General features: G+C 70.9%; 18 protein-coding genes, 1 tRNA gene and 1 pseudogene. 14 read left to right on the plus strand and 6 right to left on the minus strand.

Translation table 11 applies throughout. The features are described 5' to 3' along the window. Window positions 1-195 precede the first annotated feature (195 nt). From GPA10_RS21005 to GPA10_RS21020, 4 genes are read left to right on the plus strand one after another with little or no spacing between them, the layout of a single operon-like run. Entirely contained in the window at window positions 196-2,397 is a 2,202-nt protein-coding gene (locus tag GPA10_RS21005) for an aminotransferase class I/II-fold pyridoxal phosphate-dependent enzyme (protein ID WP_157166842.1), read from the plus strand. After that, window positions 2,394-3,695, plus strand: a complete 1,302-nt coding sequence (locus GPA10_RS21010) for a hypothetical protein (RefSeq protein ID WP_157166843.1) — start codon at window positions 2,394-2,396, stop codon at window positions 3,693-3,695. The genes GPA10_RS21005 and GPA10_RS21010 overlap by 4 nt, the downstream gene beginning before the upstream one ends. Beyond that, complete coding sequence (locus GPA10_RS21015; RefSeq protein WP_157166844.1) at window positions 3,692-4,840, plus strand: acyl-CoA synthetase family protein; 1,149 nt, start codon at window positions 3,692-3,694, stop codon at window positions 4,838-4,840. Before GPA10_RS21010 ends, GPA10_RS21015 begins: the two co-directional genes overlap by 4 nt. Window positions 4,841-4,865: 25 nt before the next feature. Next, window positions 4,866-5,723 (plus strand): phytanoyl-CoA dioxygenase family protein, encoded by an 858-nt coding sequence (locus GPA10_RS21020; RefSeq protein WP_343041166.1) that lies wholly within the window; start codon window positions 4,866-4,868, stop codon window positions 5,721-5,723. On the opposite strand, the gene GPA10_RS43735 is transcribed toward GPA10_RS21020, so the two are convergent. Both GPA10_RS43735 and GPA10_RS21030 read right to left on the minus strand, forming a co-directional pair. Continuing rightward, window positions 5,656-6,789 (minus strand): Gfo/Idh/MocA family protein, encoded by a 1,134-nt coding sequence (locus GPA10_RS43735; RefSeq protein ID WP_157166845.1) that lies wholly within the window; start codon window positions 6,787-6,789, stop codon window positions 5,656-5,658. The genes GPA10_RS21020 and GPA10_RS43735 overlap by 68 nt on opposite strands. A gap of 81 nt (window positions 6,790-6,870) precedes the next feature. After that, window positions 6,871-7,893: a zinc-dependent alcohol dehydrogenase gene (locus GPA10_RS21030; RefSeq protein ID WP_343041167.1), complete on the minus strand. Its 1,023-nt coding sequence runs from the start codon at window positions 7,891-7,893 to the stop codon at window positions 6,871-6,873. 501 nt (window positions 7,894-8,394) lie between these two features. On the opposite strand from GPA10_RS21030, the gene GPA10_RS21035 reads away from it, so the two are divergent. After that, entirely contained in the window at window positions 8,395-9,924 is a 1,530-nt protein-coding gene (locus GPA10_RS21035) for a glycoside hydrolase family 3 protein (RefSeq protein ID WP_157166846.1), read from the plus strand. A gap of 332 nt (window positions 9,925-10,256) precedes the next feature. On the opposite strand, the gene GPA10_RS21040 is transcribed toward GPA10_RS21035, so the two are convergent. Continuing rightward, window positions 10,257-11,030 (minus strand): helix-turn-helix domain-containing protein, encoded by a 774-nt coding sequence (locus GPA10_RS21040; RefSeq protein ID WP_157166847.1) that lies wholly within the window; start codon window positions 11,028-11,030, stop codon window positions 10,257-10,259. Window positions 11,031-11,742: 712 nt separating this feature from the next. On the opposite strand from GPA10_RS21040, the gene GPA10_RS21045 reads away from it, so the two are divergent. Continuing rightward, window positions 11,743-12,186 carry a glycine-rich domain-containing protein gene (locus GPA10_RS21045; RefSeq protein ID WP_157166848.1) on the plus strand — a complete coding sequence of 148 codons (444 nt, stop codon included), beginning with the start codon at window positions 11,743-11,745 and terminating at the stop codon, window positions 12,184-12,186. Between the two features lie 69 nt (window positions 12,187-12,255). Continuing rightward, on the plus strand, window positions 12,256-12,900 hold the full coding sequence (locus GPA10_RS21050) for a class I SAM-dependent methyltransferase (RefSeq protein WP_157166849.1): 645 nt from the start codon (window positions 12,256-12,258) through the stop codon (window positions 12,898-12,900). Window positions 12,901-12,977: 77 nt separating this feature from the next. Here GPA10_RS21050 and GPA10_RS21055 read toward each other — a convergent pair whose 3' ends face one another. Beyond that, complete coding sequence (locus GPA10_RS21055; RefSeq protein ID WP_246259510.1) at window positions 12,978-14,303, minus strand: DUF3987 domain-containing protein; 1,326 nt, start codon at window positions 14,301-14,303, stop codon at window positions 12,978-12,980. 115 nt (window positions 14,304-14,418) lie between these two features. Here GPA10_RS21055 and GPA10_RS21060 point away from each other — a divergent pair, with 115 nt between their 5' ends. Beyond that, window positions 14,419-15,687 carry a hypothetical protein gene (locus tag GPA10_RS21060; protein ID WP_157166850.1) on the plus strand — a complete coding sequence of 423 codons (1,269 nt, stop codon included), beginning with the start codon at window positions 14,419-14,421 and terminating at the stop codon, window positions 15,685-15,687. Window positions 15,688-15,701: 14 nt separating this feature from the next. On the opposite strand, the gene GPA10_RS21065 is transcribed toward GPA10_RS21060, so the two are convergent. Next, window positions 15,702-15,789 (minus strand) — tRNA-Leu (locus GPA10_RS21065). Between the two features lie 150 nt (window positions 15,790-15,939). On the opposite strand from GPA10_RS21065, the gene GPA10_RS21070 reads away from it, so the two are divergent. The 6 genes and pseudogenes from GPA10_RS21070 to GPA10_RS42580 form a co-directional block, all read left to right on the plus strand. Then, window positions 15,940-17,274: a DUF2254 domain-containing protein gene (locus tag GPA10_RS21070; protein WP_157166851.1), complete on the plus strand. Its 1,335-nt coding sequence runs from the start codon at window positions 15,940-15,942 to the stop codon at window positions 17,272-17,274. Between the two features lie 435 nt (window positions 17,275-17,709). Beyond that, entirely contained in the window at window positions 17,710-19,407 is a 1,698-nt protein-coding gene (locus GPA10_RS21075) for a thiamine pyrophosphate-binding protein (RefSeq protein WP_157166852.1), read from the plus strand. Between the two features lie 12 nt (window positions 19,408-19,419). Continuing rightward, window positions 19,420-20,649, plus strand: a complete 1,230-nt coding sequence (gene frc / locus GPA10_RS21080) for a formyl-CoA transferase (RefSeq protein ID WP_343041168.1) — start codon at window positions 19,420-19,422, stop codon at window positions 20,647-20,649. Beyond that, window positions 20,650-22,806, plus strand: a complete 2,157-nt coding sequence (locus tag GPA10_RS21085; RefSeq protein WP_157166853.1) for an acetate--CoA ligase family protein — start codon at window positions 20,650-20,652, stop codon at window positions 22,804-22,806. It abuts the gene before it with no gap. 124 nt (window positions 22,807-22,930) lie between these two features. Beyond that, complete coding sequence (locus tag GPA10_RS21090) at window positions 22,931-24,319, plus strand: OFA family MFS transporter (protein WP_157166854.1); 1,389 nt, start codon at window positions 22,931-22,933, stop codon at window positions 24,317-24,319. 1 nt (window position 24,320) lies between these two features. Beyond that, window positions 24,321-24,596: pseudogene (locus tag GPA10_RS42580) on the plus strand (MFS transporter); the annotation flags it as partial. On the opposite strand, the gene GPA10_RS21095 reads toward GPA10_RS42580, so the two are convergent. Beyond that, the gene (locus GPA10_RS21095) at window positions 24,520-25,590 is read right to left on the minus strand and encodes a sugar phosphate isomerase/epimerase family protein (RefSeq protein ID WP_246259512.1); all 1,071 of its coding nucleotides are present in this window, start codon (window positions 25,588-25,590) and stop codon (window positions 24,520-24,522) included. The pseudogene GPA10_RS42580 and the gene GPA10_RS21095 overlap by 77 nt on opposite strands. Window positions 25,591-25,918: the final 328 nt, after the last annotated feature.

A 25,918-nucleotide genomic window follows, 5' to 3' on the forward strand; every position in this document is an offset into this window, starting at 1 on the left:
CCCACCGCCCGCCCCACCCAGGCCCTCTCTGTGGCTCCGGCCCGTCGCAGCCCGTCCGGCGTTTGAGGACGAGGCGCGCAGCGCCGATTCGCGGGGGGGCAGGGGGCGGCAGCCCCCTGGTTCAGGGAAAGGGGCGGGCCCGGGGCGCCCCGCGAGGGCCACCACCCGCACACTCACAGGAGCGAACGCACCCGCATGCAGACCACCCATGTGCGCCGCCTGCTCGGAGCCGAACCCACGCTGCGCCCCAGCCCGCCCCTCGCCGACGCCCCGGCACACACCGCCTGGTCCCGCAAGGTCCGCGCGGTCGTGGAGCGCCTGGCCCGCGTCGAACGCGCCCCCCTCGCGGTCACCGCCGTCGACACCACCGTCACCGGCGGCCTGCGACGCGAGCGCCTGACCCTCAACTCCCCACTGCGCGGCGCCTTCCAGGGCACCCTGCTCGCCCCCGCCGACACCACCGCGCCGGCCCCCGCCGTCCTGGTGTTCGGCGGCAAGAACGCCCGCCTGGAACAGCTCACCGGCGAGAGCCCGCCGGACTTCCCCGACCGGAACGTCGCCGAGCACCTCGCGCGGTCCGGGTTCGTCACGCTGACCTTCGAGCACGGCATCGGCGGCGGCCTCGACGAACAGCGGCGCGGCGGCCGCGAGGAGGGCGCCCTGCTCGCGCACGCCTTCGCCCTCACCGGCCGCTCGCTCCTCGGCGCGCTGGCCGGCGACACCCTCGGCGCCCTGGACGTCCTCACCTCGCACCCTCTTGTCGACGCCGACCGCGTGGGCCTGTTCGGGCACAGCCTGGGCGCGGCGGTCGCCCTGCACACCGCGCTCCTCACACCCCGTCCGCTGCCGGTGTGCGCGGCCAGCCACCTCGGCAGCTATCCGGCGCTGTACGAACGGCTCCTGACCGGGTACGAGGGCGCGGTCCTGCCCGGCATCCTGGAGTACGCCGACCTCGGCGACCTCTACGCCGCGCTCGCCCCGGCCCCGCTGCACCTGCAGTTCGGCACCGACGACGGCTACCTGGAACCGGCCGACGCCCGCGCCGCGGCCGACGTCGTCCGCGGCGGCTACCGGGCCGCCGACGCGCTCGACCGCCTCGACGTGCGCGAGCTGCCCATGGGGCACGGCACGCACGTACGGCACGCGGCCGACTTCTTCACCCGTGCCCTGGGCCGCGGCGCCGTCGGTGCCGGGGCGGCCGGTGAGGTGCCCGCCCAGCGCGTGCACTTCGGTGTGGCCGAGCGCCGCGCCGTCCTCGACCGGGTCGACGCCGCGCTCGCCTCCGGCCATCTCACACAAGGTCCGGGCCTGGCCCGCTTCGAGGAGCTCTCGCGGACCTGGACGGGGCGCGAGAGCGTAGCGGTCGCCTCTGGCGCGGCCGCCCTGGAGATCGCCCTGCGCATCGTCGGGGTGGCGGGGCGCACCGTGCTCGTACCGGTCAACACGTTCTTCGCGACGGCCGCGGCGGCCGTGCGCGCGGGGGCCCGGGTACGGTTCGTCGACATCGAGCTGGACGGGCTCGGCCTGGACCCGGACGCCCTGCGCGCGGCCCTCGACCGGCATCCGGACACGGCGGCCGTCCTTCCCGTGCACATCGGCGGGATCGTCGCGCCCTCCCTCGTCGACGTGCTCACGCTGTGCGAGCGGCGGGGCGTCGCGGTCGTGGAGGACGCCGCGCACGCGCTCGGCGCGACTCTCGAAGACCGGTTCGCCGGGGCGTTCGGGCGGTTCGGCGCGTTCTCCTTCTTCCCGACGAAGGTCGCCGTGAGCGGCGAGGGCGGCCTCGTGACGTGCGCGGACGCCGAGGATGCGGAGCAGGTGCGGCGCTGGCGCGACCACGGCAAGAGCGCCCAGGGTTCGACCCTGCACGACCGGCCGGGCGGCAACTGGCGCCTGAGCGAACTGCACGCCGCCGTCGGCACGGTGGACCTGGAGCGTTTCGACGCGACCCTGGCCGCGCGGCGCGCGCTCGCCCACGAGTACGACGAGCTGCTGGCCGACGTGCCGGGTGTCCGCGCCCACGCGGTGGCCGCCGAGGTGCAGAGCAACTACTACAAGTACCTCGCCTACCTGGACGCCCCCGTGGACCGGGCCCTCCTGAAGAAGCGGCTGCGCGAACGGCACGGCGTCTCCCTCGCGGGCGAGGTGTACGACCATCTGCTGTGCGACCAGCCGTACTTCGCCGCCGCGGAGGCGGAGGCGGGGGCCGACGCGGCGCGGACCGGGGCCGGAGCCGGGGCCGAAGCCGGGGCCGGGGCCGGAGCGGCGGTCGTCGACGGTCCGTTCGAGCAGGCCCGCTGGTTCGCGCGGCACCACATCGCCCTGCCCCTGTATCCGACGCTCACCCGCGCCGAACAGCTCCGGGTGGTCGAAGCGCTGCGCGGCGAACTGTCATGACGCGGCCGTACGAGGGGGAGGCCGAGGAGGCCGGCTCGCCGTACGACGAGCCGGCCTCGGGGAGTGCGGGGCCTGGAAGCGAAGGGGAGCCGGGCGTCCTCGCGTTCCGCAGGGCCGCGTGGCAGCCCTCTCTGGACACCGCTCCCCTGCCGGGCCTGGCTGGCACCCGTCTCGCGCTGGTCCCGCACATCGTCGCCCACTCCGACCGCCGCTGGTGGGACGCGGTGCACCCGGGCCTGCCCCCGCTCACCGACCGCCGTGAACGCGTCCTCGCCGCACTGGAGTTGTTCCGGCACGGCACCGTCACGGTCGGCGGTCTCGGCCCGCAGAGCGCGGCCGGGTTCCGGACGGCCCTGTGGGAGAGCGCGGGCCTGCCGGGGCCGCTGGTCGACCGCTGGGGCGCGCTGCTCCACGACGGTGCCGCACGCCGCGAGACCGCCGTGCCCGACGGGGCGCTCGTCCTGGTGTCCCTGCCCGGCAACACGTTCACCTGCCTGGACTCCGTCCTCGCCGAGGCCGAGCGGTCCGCGTGCGTCTGGGTGCGGCCCAGCCGCCGCGAGCCGCTCTCCGCCGCCCGCCTGGTCGCCGCCCTCCTCGCGGTGGGCTGGCCCCCGCAGCGCCTCGCCCTGTACCCCTGCGAACAACGCGCCCTGCACGGCCTGCTCGGCCTCACCGACCGGCACGTGGTGTACGGCGGCGCGGGCCTCGCGGCCTCGGTGCGGGACTCGGCGGCGCTCACGCTGCACGGCCCGGGTCGCGGCTGCGCCCTCGTACCGCCCGGCGGGGGCGGTGGCCTTCTTCCTCTGGACGACACGGTGGCGTGGCTGCTTCCGCTGATCGCCGCCGACTCCGGCCGGTTCTGCAGCAACGTACGCACCGTCGTCTGCGTGGACCACGACCCGGAACCCCTGGCGAAGGCCCTCGCGGCGGCGCTCGACGCGCTGCACCCGGGCCCCGCCCCCGACCCCGCGGAGCCGCACTGGCCGCTGACCGCCTTCCGCGATCCCGGCGAGGCCGAGCGCGCCGCCGCCTCCGTGCGGGAACGGCTGCGTCCGGGCGACCGCCTCCTCACCCGCGAGCCCGCCCTCGTGCGCGGCGCCGCCGAGGACCTCTTCGTACGCCCGCAACTGGCGCTGCTGCACGGCCTCGGCCCCGACGGACGCCATCCGCTCGCCGGGCACGAGGTCCCCTTCCCCTTCGCGGCCGTGCTCGGTGCCGGCGCCGACGCCGCGCGCGCCCTCGCCGACGACTCCCTGTTCGTGTACCGACCGCCGGCGGCACCAGGAGAACAGCCATGACCACCTCGTCCCCTGCGCAGCACGCCCCGCAGGTCACCTTCGACACCCTGTACGACACACTGCGCGAGCGCGTGCCCGAGCTGGCCGTGGACCTCGACGCGTGGACGCGCCGCATGATGCGCTGGCACTTCGCGCCGGAGACCGGCTCCCCTTTCTGGGTCGGGCGCAGGGACAGGCTCGGCTTCGACCCGCTGACCGACGTCGACGGCTTCGCGGCCCTGGAGCTCTTCGGGCTGTTCGACAAGGGTGAACTGCGGGCCGCGAGCGCCCTCGACCTGCGTCCGCGCGGCTACCGGGACCGGCCGTTCCGGGTCTTCGAGACGGGCGGCACCACCGGCGCGCCCTGCCGGATCGTGAACGTGACGCGCCTCGCGTACGACGTGGAGATCTACCGGACCGTCCTTCAGGCCCGGGGGGTCGCGGGCGGCGACGTCCTCGCGATGACGCCGAGCGGCCCGCACGCGTACGGGCACTTCGTGGAGGGCCTCGCGGACAGCTGGCGCGGCGCGGTGTACGCCATCGACTTCGACCCGCGCTGGGTGAAGGCGTCGCTGCGCGCGGGCGGCGAGGCGGACGCGTACACCTCGCACCTGGTGGAGCAGACCCTGACGCTCCTGTCCGCCGAACGCCCCTCGCTCCTGTTCACCACCTCGCGGCTGCTCCTCGAACTCGCCATGCGCCTGCCGCGGCCGCTGCACACCTACGGCATCCGCGCGGTGTGCACCGGCGGCACCACCTGCTCCGCCGCCGAGGCCGCCTTCCTGCGCCAGGAGCACCTCGAGGGCGTGCAGTGGATCGACACCTACGGCAACACCCTGGCCGGGCACGCCCTGCAGGCCGACGCGGTGCCGGGCGCGCCCGCGCCCCCCGGCGGCACCGGCCACTCGTACCATCTGCCACCGCCCTTCGCGGTCCTCCAAGTCGTCGATCCCGCGGATCCCTGGCGCGAGGTGCCCGTGGGCGAGCGGGGGCGGGTGCGCGTCACCACCCTCCTGGAGGACCTCTTCCTGCCCAACCTCCTGGAACGGGACAGCGCGATCAGGACAGGCCCGCATCCCTGGTTCCCCTGGGAGGGCGTGGCCGCGGTCCAGGTTTTCCGCGACGACCTGACCGGGCCGCACGGGGCCGTCGAGGGCGTCTACTGACCATCCGCTGACGTAAGGACTCCTGGTGAATCTCTCGTCGAACGGCGTAGCCATACCCTTTTCCCCCGAGCTCTTCGGTCCGCTGCACGCCACCGGCACGGATGACCTGCCGGATCCGGTGGCCCTGCGGGAGCGGCTGCACGAGGACGGCTATCTGTATCTGCCGGGCTTCCTCGACCGCGAGGACGTCCTGCGGCTGCGGGCCCGGTACTTCTCGCAGCTGCCCGCCGGGTTCCTCGCGCCGGGCACGAGCGCGCGCGAGGGCCTGTTCTCCGGCCGGGTGCCGGAGGGGATCCCCGAGCACGGTGTGGCCGGGCACCCGGCGCACGCCTTCGTCCGCTCGGAGACCTTCGACCGGTTCCTGGACGATCCGCGGCTGCGCAAGCTGGCCGCCGATCTGCTCGACGGCGACGCCCGGATGCTGCCGCGCCGGATCCTGCGCCACTTCCACCGCGGGGTGCGCAGGGCCTCGCGCGCCCACGTCGACTTCGACTACATGAACGAGGGCTCGCCCCGGGTCGTCACGATGTGGATCCCGGTCGGGGACTGCCCGCCGCAGTCGGGCGCCCTCGTCTATCTGGAGGGTTCGCACCGGCTGCCGCCCGAGGCGTACGAGCCGCTGCGGGACACCACCGACCGGCCGGGCGACCGCCGCCAGATCTGCCACGACCTGGAGTTCACGGCCCGCAGCCTGGACCGCCGCTGGCTGTGGACGGACTTCTCGGCGGGCGACCTCATGGTGCACCTGCCCCGCATCATCCACGCCTCTCTCGACGCGACGACGGAGGCGATGCGGCTGTCCATAGACACGCGTTTCATGCGCCAGTCGGACGCGCCGGACCCGCGATGGCTGCGGGCGTGGTCGGCGGACGACGGGGCGTGAGGGGCGGGGTGCCGTCGCCGGTGCCGTCGAGGGCGTCGTCGGTGCCGTCGAGGGCGTCGTCGGGGTTCGGCCCCGGGGTGGCTCCCCGGTCGGCAGGGGGCAGCCGGACGGGGGCGCCGTCCGCCGCCGACGACCGCTCCGCGGCCACGAGGACCTCGTCCACCAGGCGCCCCTGCGACAGGGGGCACACCGGTGGCCTGCCGTCGGCGACCGCCTCCAGGAAGTCCGCGACGAGCGGCTGATGGGGATTGAGCGCGGGCGGCAGCAGCCATTCCGCCTCCTCCCTCGCCCCCCGCACCGTCGCGCCGCACCGCAGATGACCGGAGTCGAGCCGGGCGAGCGTGCAGACACGGCCGCCGCCGCTCACCTCGAAGACGTCCACGGGGGGCGCGTCGCTCCACTCGGCGAGCACCCGCGCCCGCAGGCCCGACGCCCACCGCAGTTCCACGTCGGCCGACCGCTCCGCGCCCGCGGGGAAGCGGCGGCCGAGCCGGGCCCGCACCTCGTCCGCCCGCCCGAACAGCAGGTGCAGCAGGTCGATCCGGTGGCTCGCGGCGTCGGCGAGCACTCCGCCCCCGGACAGGGCGGGGTCCGTGCGCCACCGCATCGGATGCGCGGGCCCGGGGTCGAACGCGCACCGGAAGCGCACCTCGACGTGGTCCGGCGCGCCCCCGGCCAGTTCCCGCCGCAGGCGGCGTACGGCGGGCGCGAGCCTGCGGTAGTACGCGACGCCCGCGCACGGGCCGCCGTCGGTCTCGGGCACCGCTTCCGTCAGCAACCCGCCGGCCAGTGGCTTCTCCACCAGCACGGGCAGCCCCTCGGCCAGCACCCGCCGCACCAGGGGCACATGGCGCACGACGGGCGTGGCCACGTACACCGCGTCCACGCCGCGGGTCAGGGACTCCTCGTCATCGGTCCCGTACGGCACCTCGTGGCGGGCGGCGACGCGCGCGGCCCGGCGCCCGTCGCGGCCCCAGACACGCACGGGTTCCTGCCCGAGCGCCCACAGCGCGGGCAGTACCCGCCGCTCCACGACGTCGCCGTACCCGGCGACGGCCCACCTCACCGTCCTCGCCTCCTCATCGCCCCTGCCATCTCATTACCCCTGCCACCTCATCGTTCTCGCCACCTCACCGTCCTCGCCTCCTCACGGCACGATCGCCACCTTCAGTGTCCCGGGCGGCGGCCCCTCGTAGGGGGCGCGTTCCGCGTCCGGGTAGAGGGACCTGCTCGCCGACAACTGCTCCATGGCCTTCGGGAGTTCTTCGAGTGCGTACGTGTGGGTGTGCAGATCGGGCAGCCGCAGCGTCTCCGCGCCGTGGCGCAGGAGGCGTTCGGCGACGGCGAGCGCCTCGGCGCGCGCGGTGTCCACGGGCTCGGCGGAGCTGTGCACCCGCAGGCCCTTGCGTTCCCAGGTCACGAGGTCGACGGTGACGTGCGTGTCCACATGGTGCGTGCCGAGCATGACGACCAGGCCGTTCTGACGTACGAGGCCGACACAGGCGTTGAGGGTGGTGGGTGTGCCGACGGCGTCGATCGCGACGTCGTACTCCTCGCCCTGCTCGGCGAACAGCCGTCCCAGGGCCGCGAGGCGGTCCGCGCTGCCGTCGACGCGGTGCACGGCGTGGGCGCCCGCGCGCTGCGAGCGTTCGAGCCGCCACTCGTCGAGGTCGGCGACGGTGACGTGGGCCGCGCCGCGCCGCAGCGCCATGCGCAGCGCCATCTGGCCGACGGGGCCCTGACCGATGACGATCACCCGGTCGCCGAGGCCGACGCCGCGCGTGGCGTGCACCGCGAGCGGCAGGAGCTGGAGGGTGGAACCCTGCTCGAAGGGGATGCCCTCGGGGAGCGCCCCGACGGAGATCTCCCTGGCCAGGGCGTACTCCGCGTACCCGGTGGTGAGCGGGGTGCGCACGAAGACGCGCTGACCGGGCGCGACCCGGGTCACACCGGCCCCGGTCGCCTCCACCACACCCGCTATCTCATGGCCGTAACAGCCGGTCGCGCAGTGCTCCCTGAGCCCGTAATAGTGGTAGTACGCGAGGTCGCTGCGGTTGCAGACGCTGCACGAACGCACCCGCACGAGGACCTGGCCCGGACCGGGCTCGGGCACCGGGGCGTCGCTGACCAGCTTGATGTCGCGCCTGCCGACGAGTTCGTACCGCCGCACGGTGTACCTCCTTCACCCGGGGCCCTGGTCGGGCCGTGCCGCCGCTCACGGAGCCCTCGGGCCCGCGCCGCGCCTGCCCCGTCCCACCGTGGCCTGCCCCGCTCCGCCGTGCCCGCCCCGCTCCCGGGAATTCCATCGCGCGAAGGGGCGTCGTACAAGGTGGCCTCGGGGGGTGGTGGGGTGGGGTGGCTGGAATGGCGCCCGGGTGGGGGCATTGGGGGGCGGGGGGACGCTTGCCGCTGCGTGAAACCCGCGGCGCCCATCTGTCCCCACCGGCCCCAGAACGTTGCGACTGTTGCAACGTCCCCCTCTCATCTGCCGCTTCATCCTCCGTTTCCTGCCGGTTCGCACTCCTTGACAGCTCCAATTGGTCTAAGCCAACATCCGATTGGCCTGTACCAAGTCGCCCGGCGGCCCGACCACCGCCGAAGGCGGGCTCCAGTCCACCGACCGGCCCCCCAATCCGGTCTCCCACCCACCGCGCCCCTCGGAGGTCCCGGCATGGTCTCGAGCAGTCACCCGCAGCTGGAGCAGCTCGCCAACTCCGTGCTCCAGCCGGGGTTCGTGGGCAAGACCGAGGCGCCGGACTGGCTGCGCCGCAGGATCGCCGACGGGCTCGGCGCGGTGGTCCTCTTCGGCCGGAACATCGTCGAGCCCGAGCAAGTCGCCGCGCTCACCACGTCGTTGCGCGCCGAGAACCCCGACCTGATCGTCGCCATCGACGAGGAGGCCGGTGACGTGACCCGCATGGAGGCCTGGACGGGCGCGTCCCGCCCCGGCAACCTGGCGCTCGGCGCCGTCGACGACGTCGACCTGACCGAGAGCGTCGCCCGTGACATCGGGCGCGAACTGCACGCCGCCGGTGTCTCCCTGAACTACGCGCCGAGCGCCGACGTGAACTCCAACCCGCTGAATCCCGTCATCGGCGTACGCTCCTTCGGCTCCCGCACGGACGTCGTCTCCCGGCACACGGCGGCCTGGATCCGCGGCCTGCAGGCGTCCGGCGTCGCCGCGTGCGCCAAGCACTTCCCCGGCCACGGCGACACCTCCGTGGACCCGCACTTCGGCCTACCGCAGGTCAAGGGCACCGCCGCGGAGATCGCGCGCACCGCTCTGCCGCCCTTCATCGCCGCCATGGAGGCGGGGGTACGCGCCATCATGACGGCGCACCTCCTGGTCCCCGCCTACGACCCGGCCCTGCCCGCGACGCTCAGCCCGCGCGTCCTGAACGATCTGCTGCGCGGCGAGCTCGGCTTCGACGGCATGGTGGTCACGGACGGCATCGAGATGGGCGCGGTCACCGACCGGTACGGCATCGACGGGGCGACGGTCCGTGCGGTCGCGGGCGGCGTGGACGCGGTGTGCGTGGGCGGCGACAGCGCCGAGCAGTCGACCGTGGAGCTGCTCGCGGGCGCCCTGGTGAAGGCGGTGCTCGACGGGCGGCTGCCGGAGGAGCGGCTCGCGGAGGCGAGCCGGCGCGTGCGCGAGTTCGCCGCCTGGTCGGGCGGGCGGTCCCGGGCGGTGGCCAGGGCGGGCGACCGCTCGGACATCGGCCTGGTCGCGGCGCGCCGCGCCGTGCGGGTGCACCGCCGCCCGGACGCGACGGGGTCCCCGCTGCCGCTCACGGCGGCTCCGCATGTGGTGGAGCTGTCGCCGGTGATGAATCCCGCCGTCGACGGCGGCACCCCCTGGGGCGTCGCGGACCCGCTGCGCGACCTGCGCCCCGACACCACGTCCGCTCGCCTGACCCAGCCCGAGCTGGCCGACCACGGCGGCACGGACGAGGTCCTCGACCGCGTGGTCCTCGGCCCGGCGAACGGCAGGGCCCTGGTCCTCGTCGTCCGCGACGCGGCCCGCCACCGCTGGATGTCAGACACCCTGACCCGCCTCCTGCGCACCCGCCCCGACGCCCTGGTCGTCGAAATGGGCGTCCCCACCGGCGTGACACTCGGCGCCGTCCACATGATCACCCACGGGGCGACGCGGGTGTCCGGGATCGCTGCGGCGGAGATGCTGGTGGGCGGCGCCTGAGAGACCGCCGCCCCGGCCCTGGCCCGGCGCAGTGCCTCCGGCCCGGCGCAGTGCCTCTGGCCCGGCGCAGTGACCCGGGCCAGGGTAGTGACCCCCGCCTGACCCGGGCGGTGCTCCAGCAACGCGAACGGCCCCGCGACAATCGCGGGGCCGTTGTTCGTGTCCGAGGGGGGACTTGAACTCTCCTCTCGGGCACCAGCTCATTTGTTTGTTGACCTGCGACGATGCACTCTCCGAGTGCCCTTCGGACCTGTGGAGGTTGGTCGCCCTCACCTGCTGTTTCTGCCCGCTCCCGGCCGCTGTTGGTCATGCGTTGGTCACGTTGCCAACGTCTACTCAGGAGGGCGGCTGTACCGCTCCAGTGTGGCCTTGCTCGTGGACGGGTCCATGAGCCGCAGTTCCCAGGGACCGGTGTTGACGTCGAAGTCCTTGCCGAACCCGACCCACTTTCCGGCCATGCGACGCCCCGTCGGCTCCACCAGCATCTGAATCGCTCCGTGATAGCGAGCGCCTTGGTAGTAGCCGTCGGAAGCGGTTTGCTCCGTCCACGTGCCCGTCACCACCGACCGATCGAGAGTGAGGTCAAGGGACAGAGGGCTGTCGGGGTTGCCGCTCGCTCCGGGCAGGCTCCGGGCCGTAAGGTGGTTGCCGGTCTGAACGATCACTACGTAGTGCTTGCCGTCATAGGCGCTGTCGCGGCCCGACGAGAAGTACTCGTATCGGGAGAGCCACACCCCGCCGTACTGTCCTGCGGACTCCGTGGCCGTTCCCACGTCTCCCGCCGCGACAGCCACACCTTCGGATGCCGACTCCATGTCGTGCCCCCCTGCTCCATCGTCGTGCACGCGTGCCATGACAGACAGTGTGAACCCGAGGTCTTCGATACGTCGTCCCGTGACATGCTCCAGGGCTCGAATGCAGGCCGCACGGGGAGATTTGCTTTGGCCGCCTTCCCAGCGCTGTACCAGGCGTTTGCTGGCGTCGTTTGGCTCGTTCAGGTCGTCACCTGCCCTGCGCAGGGCCTTTGCGAATTCTTCCTGGCTCATGCGCATGGAGAGTCGTACCGCACGCAGTGTGTCATTCGGGACTGACACCGTGGCTGTCATGAGATCCACGCTAGTACTGACGCCCGCGCAATGACACCGAGTTGACGCCTTGTGGGGGACGCCGCTCCGACGCCCCGCATGACGTCGCGATGACTCGGGGTCCTCGGGAAGCATCGCAACGTGACGTTGAAGCGGAGGAGGCTCCGCTGGATGTCCCACGCTCGGCAACCCCAGGGCCATGAAGGGAGGGCGGACAGGATGAGTCGGTCGACGGAGTGGAAGTCTGGTGCCCCGGTGTTCGACAGGGCCAGCCAGTTGGTTGGCGTTGTCCACGAGCAGCGAGGGTCCTTGGTGACCCTGAAACGACCGTCCGGACTTCGCTGGTCTACCCGGACCGTCGCTGTCCGGGCAGCCAGTCACCGGGAAGAGATTCAGCTCGCTGCCCTGGCCAGGCACAACCGCAACGTGCGCGGCCTTGCGGCCATCAGGGGCGGAAGATGAGCCGGTTGCGGGGCTGGAAGGGCGCTCATGACGGCGCGTTCTGGGGCGGGGTCTTCCTCCTGCTGACTTGGGGGACGTGCGTCGTTCTCCTGGTCATGGCGGCTGTCGGAAAGCTTCCCTGGACGTATCCGTGAGTTCCCGGTCCCGACCGGTGAAGCCTCCCGGTGGGGAGCGGGGTACAACGCCCGGTCGGTCGCACGCAACCGTGAAGCGGAGTCGGCCGATCGGGTCAGCAAGTGCAGTGCACCACTCCGACAGGAGGAGACGCACCATGGCAACAGCACTCGAAACACGAGACCCCCGGACCTGTGTAACGCCGGAGGTCTGGGAACGCCAAGTACGGCTCATCATGCGCGACCACGACATGGACCGCGAACTGGCCGTACGTACCTTCGGCCAGACGATCGCCTACTTGGTCGCGTCCGCCGAACGCCGCGACGTGGACATGGGCCCGGCACGACTCGTGGACTTCGGTGTTCACACGTTCGTGCTCGACACGATCAACTACACGGCCTTCTGCCTCAAGCACGCGGGACAGTACATCCACCACGTTCCGCACCTCCCCGAAGAGAAGGTCAGTCAGCCCTACGTCCTCAAGGCCACGATCCAGGCCATCAGGGATGCCGGATTCGTCATCGACCAGGAGCTGTGGAACGCCAAGGCAGCGGACTGTAACCAGTGCCACGCCTGCTGTACGGATAGCCCTGTCACCTGACAGAGCCGAGTGAAGGCCGGTGGCTCCCCCTTCTCACCGGGGGGAGCCACTAGGCGTGAAAGGAATGGCATGGAGGCGGTCACCGCTGCGTGGGAACGGTACGCCGCAGGCAGAACCCCCAGAAGGGACGTGAACGCCGCTGGCGCCACAACGTGGGTCAACTGGACCCAGTACCCCGACCACGGCCCCGACGAGTCCCTACTCGGCCCGGTATGCGGGCGCCGGGTGCTGGAACTGGGATGCGGTACCGGCTGCAACCTTGCCCATCTCGCGATGCTGGGGGCTCAGTGTGTCGGTATCGACGTCGCACCCAGCCAACGAGCCAAGGCGGAAGCACGCTGGGGTACCGTCCCCGGCCTCACCTTCCAGACGGCCGAGGCGACGGAGTTCCTGACCGACCGCCCCGACAACTTCGACGTGGTGCTGTCGATCTTCGGGCCCGCGTGGTTCACAGATCCGGCAACGCTTCTGCCGTTGGTACGTCAAGCCCTGTCCGCTGGTGGAGTGTTCGCGTTCTCGCACAGGCCGCCGAGTGCTGACCCGCGACCGAGGCAACCGCTCCGAGAGGCGCGGACGGTTTCGCGTTGGGACTACTCCCCGCATGAGTGGGCAGCCCTGTTGGAGTCGGCCCGCTTCACCCACGTCACGGCAGGGATCATCGACCCTCCAGACAGTGAAGGCGAAGGGACGTTGGTTGTGCGCGCCGAGACATGAGGGACGTGGGTCGGTCCCTTCCCCTCACAGCAAGTAAGAACGCCCCGGCCAGGAGGCCGGGGCGCTTCTTTGATTGGTTAGAGGAGTGCTGGGAAGGGGTTGGCGTCGATCGGTTCCGGGCGCTTCGGTTCAGCGGCGGGTGTGGGCGCCGGGCGGTACGCGTCCATCGAAACAACGGCGCCCCCATTCCCATTACGGTCCGTTTCTGTCCGCTTCGCCGGCTGGAGGGTCACGGTGGACGGAGCGTCACAGGAACTGTCGTCGGCGAGCGTGAACACGACGGCCGGACGGCCGACCCCGTTCCGTTCCTGCGTGACGACGATGCCGGGCAGTTCCTTGACCTCAGCGGCCGATGCCCCGACGTACGGGAGGACCTGAGACGAGGTGGCCCGGCCGCCGTGCATGTCGATCCGTGCCCGGACCTTGGCCGCCAGGCTGAGCGGCTCACGCCTCACCTTCGAGGCATCGGCCCCCTTGCTGATCCGCACCGCGTCACGCACGGAGCGGCGAACCAGGCTGAAGGCGGCCGACAGGATCTCTTCCGTGATGGTCTGGGAGCAGTCGGAGGCGGCCAGGCAGGCCGCGACCCTGAGCGTCCGCTCTGCGGTGCGCTCGATGAACACGGCCTGCTCTTCGGGCAGGGTCTCGCCCAGGATGCGCGCGTACCGGCGCACGATCCGCCACAGGGGACGGGCGTCTTCCCCAAGTGTGATCGCACGTGGCCGGGCGGTCGCCCACCCGTAGGCGTCCGACAGTTCGTGTCCATCAACCCTGGGCAGACTCACCCGGTCGTCATCGAGCATGGGCACGGTGCCGAGCAGGAAGGGAAGAATGCGGTTGTACGAGCCCCCGGCCGCTTCCAACTCCCCCACGTACTTGCTCCAGTCGGAGGGGGTGACGTGGCAGTGCAGAACCATGGCCGGGTCCCGGACTTCCTGAGCCTCTTCCTTGGTGGTGTTGCGCAGCGTGGCCCCGTCCCACGCTGCCCGGAGCTTGGTCGTGAACGACGCATCCCGCCTGACCCTGCGCAGCACTTCCGACCATTCCTCTTCGACCACCAGAGTCCGCACGTCCCGCCCGTGCTCTGACTCGGCGGTCGCTTCCTGCTGCTCCCACAGGTGATTGACCATGCTCGCCCCGGATGTGATCCCGGACGTGGTGTGCGTGGCCAGGAAGCGGCCCACAGGCGCGTCCAGGACATGCAGGGCAGCACGCAGCGCGGTCCCCTTGCCCCCGCCCGTACCGGCCACTAGGGCCGACCACAGCAGTACCGGCCGGGCAGAGCCCCGGGACGAGACCTTGACCGTGCCGCCGATGGCGGCCGACCACATCGACAGGGCGGCCACGTAGACCCCCAGCGGGTCCGTTTCCAGGTACGGGGCGATCTTCTCGAACGCCCGCAAGGCAGGTCCATTCGGCTAGAAGGAAGGCAACCAACCCACGTGACGAAGCGCGGAAACAAGCTCGGGGGACTCCGGTGGAGATCCCGCGTAAGGGCAGACTCAACACCTGCGAGGGGTGCGTACCCCGCTCCACTTCAACCCGGCGACAGGCACGAAGGAGCGCTACTGGATAGGCCGCGACTACAAGACCAAGACGGAAGCGGAACGGGCGCTGCGCCACTGGCTCAGTGATCACGAAGCGGGAACGCTCACCCCCCGCTCCGACATGACCATGAGCCAGCCCATGGACTCCTGGCTCGCCAAGCACCGGGGCGAGGACACCACCAGGGAAGGCTACGAGCCGAAGACCCGGCTGCACATCAAGCCCCACATAGGAACGGTGAAGGTAGTGGAGGTGACCGACGAGCGCCTGGACGACCTGTACCGGCTCCTGGAGGCCAAGCCCATCGAGGCCAACGACAACAAGCCCCTGGGCCCCAAGAGCGTCCGTCACGTCCACAACATCATCTCGGCCGCTCTGGACTCCGTCACCGGCCCCAGGAAGCTCCTGACGGTCAACCCGGCCCACGCCGCCCATCCGCCCACGGAGCGGCAGATCAAGGCGGCTCAGCCCGACTTCCCGACGCTCAATGATCAGGAGACGGCGCATTTCCTGGGCCAGATCTGGGAGCCGTGTGGCAACCGGGCCTGTGACGGCGGCCTGACGCATCACTGCCTGCGGGATGCTCCGCTGTGGACGTCCTACGCGGCCACCTCCTGCCGCCGCAGCGAAACCCTGGGATGGATGTGGGACCTCATCCACTGGGACGACTGCGCCATCGAACTGGCCTGGGTCGTGGTCGAGGAAGGCAACACCTACCGGCTGCGCAAGCTCACCAAGGACGGAGACGACCACGCGATCATCTATGTCGACCAGGCCCTGATGAACGTCCTCAAATGGCAGCGGGGGCGCCAGCAGGCCCAGAAGGAACGGCTGGGGGCACTGTGGGTGGAGCACGGCCTGGTGTTCGCCCGCGACGGCTTCAAGCTCCAGAAGGGGCGCACGGCGGGAGGGCCGCAGGATCCGGAGAAGGTCTCTGCCCGCTGGCGCACAGCCCGTGCGCGGATGAAGCTGCCGGACGGCTTCCGGCTGCACGACTGGCGGGCCTCGAAGATCACAAACGATCTCGACAACCACGAGAACCCGATAGAGAGTCTCCGCCAACGCCTGGCACCACTCGCCGGGCTACACCATGACGCGCTACGGCAGGCGCCGCGCCGAGGGAGCCAAGAAGCTGGCCGCGTCCAGTGCGGCCCGAATCGATCTGTCATCCCTGATCTGACCAGGAAACTCTCTGGGCCGTTGGTCACGCCACTGCCCGGAAATGAAGAAAGCCCCTGCTGAGGGGCTGTTCTTGCTGGTGTCCGAGGGGGGACTTGAACCCCCACGCCCGATAAAGGGCACTAGCACCTCAAGCTAGCGCGTCTGCCATTCCGCCACCCGGACTAGGCGTCTGCCGCCCTGCGGGGTGTTCCCCGCGGCGACGAAGACAACAATACCAAGGTTTCGGAGTGCCTTTCACCTGCGTATCCCTGTGGTCGGGCGGGCAGCCGCGCGCCGCCCGCGTTCCCGCGCGGACGCACCTAGGGTTTCACCATGAGTGACGGTTTGCTTACGGGTGCGCCGAGTGACGGGCGGGTCCGCCGACCCCGGATGCTGTCCCCGCTGCGTGAGCATCTGCGGGACACGATGTGGTTCGCGCCGACAGCGGGGCTGGTCGGCGCGCTCCTGCTGTGGTGGGGTGCCGCGGAGCTGGACACCGCGCTGGTGCGGCTGCTCCAGGACGAGCAGGAGTACGACACCCTCGCGGACCTGAACCGGCTCGCCGAGGACGTGAAGGTGGTCATCAGCACCATCGGGTCGGCGATGATGACCTTCATCGGTGTCGTCTTCAGCATCTCGCTGGTCGCCGTGCAGATGGCCAGCGGCCAGTTCAGCCCCCGGGTGGTACGGCTCTACGTCCGCTCCCGGATCACGAAGCTCACCCTGACGGTCTTCCTCGCGACGTTCCTGTTCTCGCTGATGACGCTGACGTCGTTCGAGAGCGAGCAGGACCCCCGCCTGGTGTCGAACGTGCCGCTGGTCGAGGCCGTGCTCGCCTTCCTGATGGTCCTCCTGAGCCTGCTCCTTTTCATCGCGTACGTGAACGGCACGCTGCGGATGATGCGCATCGGCTTCGTCATCGACCGCATCGCCCGCGAGTCGCTGCGGGTGGCCGTGCGACATCCGGCGGAGCACGCACCAGATCATGGACAGCTCGGGCCCGAGACGGCACGGATCACTCACGAGGGCCGGGCCGGTGTGCTGCGTGACATCAACATCGCGCGAGCCGTGCGGGCGGCCCGGCGCCAGGGCGTCGTCCTGCGGCTGCTGCCCCGCATCGGGGACTTCGTGGTGCCGGGCACGCCGGTGTTCGCGGTGCACGGCGGACCGTCGCCCGGCCGCCGCGCCCTGCGGTACACGGTGCATGTCGGCGTGGAACGCACCTTCCACCAGGACCTCGGCTTCGGGCTGCGCCAACTGTCCGACATCGCCCTGCGGGCCCTGTCCACCTCCGTCAACGACCCGACGACCGCCGTGCAGGCACTGGACCGCATCGTGCAGTTCCTGGCGGCCGTCGCCGGTTACCCCCTGGGCGCGCTGCGCCATCGCGACCGGCGCGGAGACGTGCGCCTGGTTCAGCCCGTGCCCGACTGGCGGGACCTCGTGGACCTCGGCCTCACCGAGATCCGCTGCTGCGCCGCGGACCACCCCCAGGTCACCCGGCGCATGCTCGCCGGGCTCGACGATCTGCTCCTGCTCGCGCCCGAAGCCCGCCGGGCTCCGCTGCTCCGGCACCGGGCGCTCCTGGAGCAGGCCGTGGAACGCCTGGTGCCGGAGGCGGCGGACCGCGCCTTCGCGCTGCTGCCCGACCGGCAGGGCATCGGCTGACGCGACCAGGGGTGCCCTGCCGCACACGGTCGCGCCCTCTCGCGCCCTGCCGCCGAGGGAGTGATTGCGACAAACCTTCCGGCGGAACGGTCCACCGCGACCTCCGCCCGCGGCATCAGGATGCCGCATACCGCGCGGAGTTCCCTCGCCCGATGCCGGTACATGGCCCTTCCGACGCATGTCCGGAAAACGCCCTGCACCCCTTGAACAGCATCCACCGGATGAGGGATAACGGGTTTCATACAGTATTCGTCGACTGTATGCAATGTGCTGCGAAGGCCCCTCAGTGCAGCTGAACCGATTGGCGCAGCTGAACCAACGGCACAGCCGGATCCCCCCGCACAGCCGAACCAACGGCACAGCCGAATCCACCGCACAGCCGGATCAACGCCTACGAAGCGCACCGCCCCCCTACGAAGGGACAGGAACTTCGCCATGCCCGACGACAGCAGCAGCAGCGACACACATACCCTCATCTCCGGCGGACACCTGGTCGCCAAGGCCCTCAAGGCCGAGGGCGTGGAGGTCATCTACACCCTCTGCGGCGGCCACATCATCGACATCTACGACGGCTGCGTCGACGAGGGCATCGACGTCGTCGACGTACGCCACGAGCAGGTCGCCGCACACGCCGCCGACGGGTACGCGCGGATCACCGGCAAGCCCGGGTGTGCCGTGGTGACGGCCGGGCCCGGCACCACCGACGCCGTCACGGGCGTCGCGAACGCCTTCCGCGCGGAGTCCCCGATGCTGCTCATCGGCGGCCAAGGAGCCCACGCCCAGCACAAGATGGGGTCACTTCAGGACCTGCCGCACGTCGACATGATGACGCCCATCACCAAGTTCGCGGCGACCGTCCCCGACACGGCACGCGCGGCCGACATGGTGTCGATGGCGTTCCGCGAGTGCTATCACGGCGCTCCCGGGCCCTCCTTCCTGGAGATCCCCCGCGACGTGCTCGACGCCGAGGTCCCCGTGGAGAGGGCCCGCGTGCCGCGCGCGGGGCACTACCGGGCCTCGACGCGCTCGGCCGGCGACCCCGAGGCCGTCGAGAAGCTCGCCGATCTGCTCGTGCACGCGGAGAAACCGGCCGTCCTTCTCGGCAGCCAGGTGTGGACGACCCGGGGCACGGCGGCGGCGGTCGAACTCGTCCGCGCCCTCAATGTGCCCGCCTACATGAACGGCGCGGGCCGCGGCACGCTGCCGCCCGGGGACCCGCACCACTTCCAGCTCTCACGGCGGTACGCCTTCTCCCATGCCGATGTGATCGTCGTCGTCGGTACGCCCTTCGACTTCCGCATGGGGTACGGCAGAAGGCTCTCTCCGGAGGCGACGGTCGTCCAGATCGACCTCGACTACCGCACCGTCGGCAAGAACCGCGACATCGACCTCGGCATCGTCGGGGACGCTGGGCTGATCCTGAAGTCGGTGACCGAGGCCGCGTCCGGGCGCCTGAACGGCGGTGCGGCGCGGCGCAAGGAGTGGCTGGACGAGCTGCGGGCCGCCGAGCGGACGGCGCTGGAGAAGCGGCTGCCGAGCCTGCGCTCCGACGCCTCCCCCATCCACCCGTACCGCCTGGTGAGTGAGATCAACGACTTCCTCACCGAGGACTCCGTGTACATCGGCGACGGCGGCGACATCGTGACCTTCTCCGGGCAGGTCGTGCAGCCCAAGGCGCCGGGCCACTGGATGGACCCCGGACCGCTCGGCACGCTCGGCGTCGGCATCCCCTTCGTGCTCGCCGCCAAGCAGGCCCGGCCCGACAAGGAGGTGGTGGCCCTCTTCGGAGACGGCGCCTTCAGTCTCACGGGCTGGGACTTCGAGACGCTCGTCCGCTACGACCTGCCCTTCGTCGGCATCGTCGGCAACAACTCCTCGATGAACCAGATCCGCTACGGCCAGCGGGCCAAGTACGGCGAGGAGCGCGAGCGGGTCGGCAACACCCTCGGCGACGTCCACTACGACGAGTTCGCCCGGATGCTCGGCGGCCACGGCGAGGAGGTCCGCGACCCCGCCGACATCGGCCCCGCCCTGCGCCGCGCCCGTGAGTCCGGCAAGCCCTCGCTCGTCAACGTGTGGGTCGACCCGGACGCGTACGCCCCCGGAACCATGAACCAGACGATGTACAAGTGAGGTGACACGGCCGTGACCAAGGCTCTCGAAGGAATCCGCGTCCTGGACATGACCCACGTCCAGTCCGGGCCCTCCGCCACCCAGCTGCTCGGCTGGCTCGGAGCGGACGTGGTGAAGCTGGAGGCGCCCTCCGGAGACATCACGCGCAAGCAGCTGCGCGATGTGCCCGGTGTGGACTCGCTGTACTTCACGATGCTCAACTGCAACAAGCGGAGCATCACCCTCAACACCAAGACGGAACGCGGCAAGGAACTCCTCACGGAGCTGATCCGCCGCTCCGACGTGCTGGTCGAGAACTTCGGGCCGGGCGCCGTGGACCGCATGGGCTTCACCTGGGAGCGCATCCGGGAGATCAACCCGCGCATCGTCTACGCCTCGATCAAGGGCTTCGGAGAGGGGCCGTACACCAACTTCAAGGCCTACGAAGTCGTGGCGCAGGCCATGGGCGGCTCCATGTCGACCACCGGGTTCGAGGACGGTCCGCCGCTCGCCACCGGTGCGCAGATCGGCGACTCCGGGACGGGCATCCACGTCGTCGCGGGCATCCTGGCCGCCCTCTTCCAGAGGGAGACCACGGGACGTGGGCAGCGCGTCAACGTCGCCATGCAGCACGCCGTGCTCAACCTGTGCCGCGTCAAGCTGCGCGACCAGCAGCGCCTCGCCCACGGGCCGCTCGCCGAGTACCCGAACGAGGACTTCGGGGACGCCGTGCCGCGCTCCGGCAACGCCTCGGGCGGCGGGCAGCCCGGATGGGCCGTCAAGTGCGCCCCGGGTGGCCCCAACGACTACGTGTACGTCATCGTGCAGCCCGTGGGCTGGAAGCCCCTCTCCGAGCTCATCGGCCGCCCGGAGCTGGCCGAGGACCCCGAGTGGGCCACCCCGGAGGCACGGCTCCCGAAGCTCGGCAAGATGTTCCAGCTCATCGAGGAGTGGTCCTCGACGCTGCCCAAGTGGGAGGTCCTGGAGCGGCTCAACGCCCACGACATCCCGTGCGGCCCGATCCTGTCCACCAAGGAGATCCTCGAGGACGCCTCGCTGGCGGCCGACGGGATGGTCGTCGAGGTGGCGCACCCCGAGCGCGGCTCCTTCACAACCGTGGGGTCGCCCCTCAAGCTCTCCGACTCCCCCGTCGACGTGGTCGGCTCGCCGCTGCTCGGCGAGCACAACGAAGAGGTGTTCATGGGCGAGCTCGGCCTCGGCGGCGAGGAGCTGCGCCTGCTCAAGACGGACGGAGTGATCTGATTGCCTGCCGAGGACCGCAAGGAGCGGGTGCGCGCCCTGCTCGACGCCGTGCGCGCCGACGGACGGACCGCGCTGACGGCGCCGGAGGCGAAGGTCCTCGCGGACGCGTACGGCATCGCCGTGCCCGGCGAGGAACTCGCGCGGGACGTCGAGGAGGCGGTGGCCCGCGCGGCACGCTTCGACGGGCCCGTGGTCATGAAGATCGTCTCGCCGGACATCCTGCACAAGACCGAGGCGGGCGGCGTGGTCGTGGGCGTGGCGGGCGCCGCGGACGTGCGTGCCGCGTTCCACCGGATCGTCGCCGCGGCCCGCGCGTACGCGCCCGTGGCGCACATCGAGGGCGTGCAGGTGCAGGAGTTGCTGCCGTCGGGGCCCGCCGCGCAGGAGGTGATCGTGGGCGCGGTCACCGATCCGACGTTCGGAAAGGTCGTCGCCTTCGGACTCGGCGGAGTGCTCGTCGAGGTCCACAAGGACGTCACGTTCCGGCTCGCGCCCGTCGACGCGGACGAGGCACTGTCCATGCTCGACTCGATCCGGGCGGCTCAGGTGCTGCGGGGCGTCCGGGGCGCGCCGGGTGTCGACCGGGGGGCCGTCGCCGAGCAGATACGCCGGGTGTCGCAGCTGGTCACCGAGTTCCCGGAAATCGCGGAGGTCGACCTCAACCCGGTCGTGGCGACCCCGCGGGGGGCGCTCGCCGCGGACGTCCGCGTCCTCCTCGCCGACCGGGCTCCGGCACCGCGGCGCACGTACACGCGCGCGGAGATCCTCGCTTCGATGCGGCGCCTGATGCGGCCCCGCTCCGTCGCCGTGATCGGTGCCTCCAACGAGCCGGGCAAGATCGGCAATTCGGTGATGCGCAATCTCATCGACGGCGGCTTCTCCGGAGAGATCCATCCGGTGAACCCGCGGGCCGACGACATCGAGGGCCGCAAGGCGTACAAGAGCGTCACGGACATCCCCGGCGAGGTGGATGTGGCGGTCTTCGCCATCCCTGCCAAGTTCGTCGCGAGCGCGCTGGAGGAGGTCGGCCGCAAGGGCGTCCCGAACGCGGTGCTCATCCCCTCCGGCTTCGCGGAGACCGGTGAACAGGGCCTCCAGGACGAGCTGGTGGCGATCGGGGAACGGCACGGTGTGCGGCTGCTCGGGCCGAACATCTACGGCTACTACGCGACGTGGCAGGGCCTGTGCGCCACGTTCTGCACGCCCTACGACGTCAAGGGCCCGGTGGCGCTCACCTCGCAGTCCGGTGGCATCGGCATGGCGATCCTCGGCTTCGCCCGCGCCACGAACACGGGGGTCTCGGCGATCGTCGGACTCGGCAACAAGTCCGACCTCGACGAGGACGACTTCCTCACCTGGTTCGGCGAGGACGCCGACACGCGTTGCGTCGCGATGCACCTGGAGGACCTCAAGGACGGCCGGGCGTTCGTCGAGGCGGCGCGCGCCACCGTGCCGAAGAAGCCCGTCGTGGTCCTCAAGGCGGGGCGCACCGCAGCGGGCGCCAGGGCCGCGGGCTCCCACACCGGCGCGCTGGCGGGGGACGACGCCGTCTACGACGACATCCTGCGGCAGGCCGGGGTCGTCCGGGCCCCGGGGCTGCGGGAGATGCTGGAGTACGCGCGTGCGCTGCCGGTCCTGCCGACGCCGAAGGGCGACAACGTCGTCATCATCACCGGGGCGGGCGGCTCGGGCGTGCTGCTCTCCGACGCGGTGACCGACAACGGCCTGCGGCTCATGGAGATACCGGCCGACCTGGACGCGTCCTTCCGTGCGTTCATCCCGCCGTTCGGCGCCGCGGGCAACCCCGTCGACATCACCGGCGGCGAGCCCCCCTCGACGTACGAGGCGACGATCCGGCTCGGCCTGGAGGATGCGCGTGTCCACGCGCTCGTGCTGGGCTACTGGCACACCATCGTCACCCCTCCCATGGTCTTCGCCGAATCAACGGCCCGCGTGATCGAGGAGTTCCGCGCCCGCGGCATCGACAAGCCGGTCGTCGCGTCGCTCGCGGGTGACGTCGAGGTGGAGGAGGCCTGCCGGTACCTGTTCGAGCGGGGTGTCGTGGCCTATCCGTACACGACGGAACAGCCCGTGGCGGTGCTCGGTGCGAAGTACCGGTGGGCGCGCGCCGCGGGGCTCCTCGGGGGCGATCGATGAGGTGAGCCGGTACGGGCCGGCCGGCGGTGCGCGCCGGCCGTCCCCGGAACCCGTGCGCACGCGAAAGGAAGTGGACAGGGGGCGCCGGCCAGGATCTTTTCGACGCAAGGGGTGCTTGAGCGACATGACGACAACAGAACTGCGCACAGCCGTCCCCTACCGGGAGGTGAGGGACGCGGGCGGCCGGGTGTACCGGGTCGGCGAGACCGACATCGACATCATGGGCCGCAAGCGGAAATGGATGGTCATTCTGCCGTGGGTCGGCATGATGGGCATCAGTTCCGCCGAATACGCTTTCGCGTCCGCCGAGGACACGCTGCACACCGCGCATTCCTGGAGCAGTCTGCACATCTTCTGGATGCTGGGGGTCTGGGTGTTCTTCCAGGCCGCGGTGGCCTTCCCGACGGGCAGACTGCGGGAGAGCGGCAGACTTCCCGCGCGCTGGGCCATGATGTTCGGCGCGTTCGGCACGCTTTTGGGCTACTTGTCCCTGGCCTTCGCGCCGCATGTCGTCGTCGCCTATATCGGCTTCGGCATGTTCAGCGGCACGGGCGCGGGAATGGTGTACGCGACCTGCGTGAACATGGTGGGCAAGTGGTATCCGGAGCGGAAGGGCGGCAAGACAGGTTTCGTCAATGGTGGATTCGCCTACGGTTCGGTGCCGTTCGTCTTCCTCTTCACCGGCTACATGGACCTCACGAATTTCCGCTGGGTCCTTGTCGGCGCCGGTCTCCTCCTGGCCGCGACGGTCGCCGCGGCGGGCTGTTTCTTCCAGGACCCGCCGAAGAACTGGTGGCCCGCGGCGGTGGACCCGCTGCGGCCGCCGAGCGACCCGCGGGCCCGCCGCGCGCTGCGGATGAATCCGCCCGCGGTACGGCAGTACACGCCCAAGGAGGCCTGGCAGACCGGCCGCGTGGCGCTGATGTGGTTCTGTCTGCTGTGCACTTCGGGCGTGAACATCTTCGGCATCGCGTTCCAGGTGGACATCGGCGAGGAAGCCGGTTTCGCCGGCGGTGTCGTCGCCACGGCGATGTCGCTCAAGGCCGTCGTGAACGGCACCGGCCGCGGCGTCATCGGCTGGCTCTCGGACCGCTACGGGCGAAAACGCTGCCTGATCTTCGTCTGCGTCGTCCTCGGTCTCGCGCAGTACGGAATTCTGTGGGCCGCCGACATCGGGAACCTCCCCATGTTCCTGATCTTCTCCAGTATCTCCGGATTCGGCGGGGGCGCCATCTTCCCGATGTTCGCGGCCATGACCGCGGACTACTTCGGTGAGAACAACAACGCCTCCAACTACGGCCTGGTCTACAGCTCCAAGCTGGTCTCCGGTCTGCTCGGCTCCGGCCTGGGGTCCGTGGTGGTGAGCCACTGGGGTCACACCGGGGCATTCACCCTGGCCGGATCCATCTCGTTGTTCGCCGGATTCATTGCGCTCTTCCTTTCTCAGCCGGGAAGACCGCGAGCCAAGAACATCACACCCAATCCGCAACCTCTCGGTGAGGAGATGGCTTGATATGACGGCGGAGCCCTTCGCCGCACGTGGCGCGTCCGGCCGCGCGGACGCGTCACATCCTCAGTTCTCGTCCCACCCGCGCTTCAGGGAAGTCACGGACGCGCGCGGCCGCGTCTACCGCATCGGTGAGAGCGACCGGGACATCCTCGGCCGCCCCCGCTGGACGATGGTGGTCCTGCCCTGGCTGGCCATGATCGCCATCAGTGTCTTCGAGTACGCCTACGGAGCCGCCGAGCACACCCTGTCCGCTGCACACCACTGGACGTCGTCGAACACCTGTTGTCGTGCTCGGTCTGCCAGTGGTGGTAGCGGCGCCCTCCATGGGTGCGCGCGGTCACCTTCGACAGGAACCTCTTGTAGTCGATGTCGCCGTCGCCCACGTCCACCATGCGGTAGCCGTCACGGGCGGAGTCGTCCCGGATGCCGTCCTTCACGTGGAACAACGGGTAGCGGTGCGGCTGCTTCAGAACGTAGTCCAGCGGGTCGAAGGGACGCGGTGTGCCGTCCACCTGCTTGCCGAAGCGGAACTGCGCCGAGTACGCCCAGTAGACGTCCATCTCCAGGAACACATGGTCCGGATCGGTCTCCGCGAGCAGGACGTCGTAGAGCCGCACGTCCGGCTTGTCCGTGGCGAAGGAGAACTCCTCGGCGTGGTTGTGCTGGTAGAACTTCATGCCGCGTGCGCGGGCCGCTTCGCCGTACGTGTTGAAGTCCTCCGCTGCCCGCTTCCAGGCGTCGACGGTCGTGCCGTGGCGGAAGGGCCCGGCCGCGGTGCCGATGTGCTTCAGGCCCAGTGCCTCCGCGTCGTCCAGGACCTTGGTGAGGTTCTGCGCGAAGGTGTACGCGTTCGGGTTGCCGTTGTCGTAGTAGCCGACGTGGCTCCCGATCGGGTGCAGTCCGTGGTGGTGCGCGAGCCTCTTCAACTGGGCGAGAGTGATGGGGCCCGCGGCGCCCTGGGTGTATCCGGCGAACTCGATCTCGTCGTATCCGTAACGCTCCAGCTCGGCGAAGACGGTCGCGAACCCGGCGGTGGAGACCTTGTCGCGGAGGCTGTAGAGCTGGATGCCGAGACGGCCCGGCGGCAGTACGGGGCGGCCGCGCCCCTTGCCCGTCGGCTGCGGGGCGGCGCCGGTCGTCGCGGACGCGGGGCCCGCGGCGGCCGCGGTGCCGACGAGCGCCGCGGCGGTGGCACCCGCGGCGACGCCGATCATGCCGCGCCGGCTGAGTCTCTGGGCGAGTTCGGGGTCGTCCGGCGTGTGCTTGCGGCTCATGGGTTCTCCCTGGGGTCGGACTCGGAGATTCGGACTCGGAAAAGGGGCGGACTCGGGAAGAGGGGCGGACTCGGAGAAGGAAGGGGTCTCGGAGAAGGAGAGGGCGGGCACGGAAAGGGGGTGGGCCTGCAAAGGGGTGGGCTTGCGAAGGGGCTGGACTCGGGGGTGGGTCGGGGATCCGTTCGAGGAACGGATCGGGGTGGAGCCGGGGACAAACCCTGATGGCGGGCCGGGCCTGGTCTGGTTCAGTGGATATCGGCCGGGCTCGACGGAATGCGGGTCCGGGCATGGCGGGGCACGGCACCCGACTCGTGTGGAGTCGGGTCCG

This window comes from Streptomyces typhae (assembly GCF_009755605.1).
In the GTDB taxonomy this organism is placed as follows: Bacteria; Actinomycetota; Actinomycetes; order Streptomycetales; family Streptomycetaceae; genus Streptomyces; species Streptomyces typhae.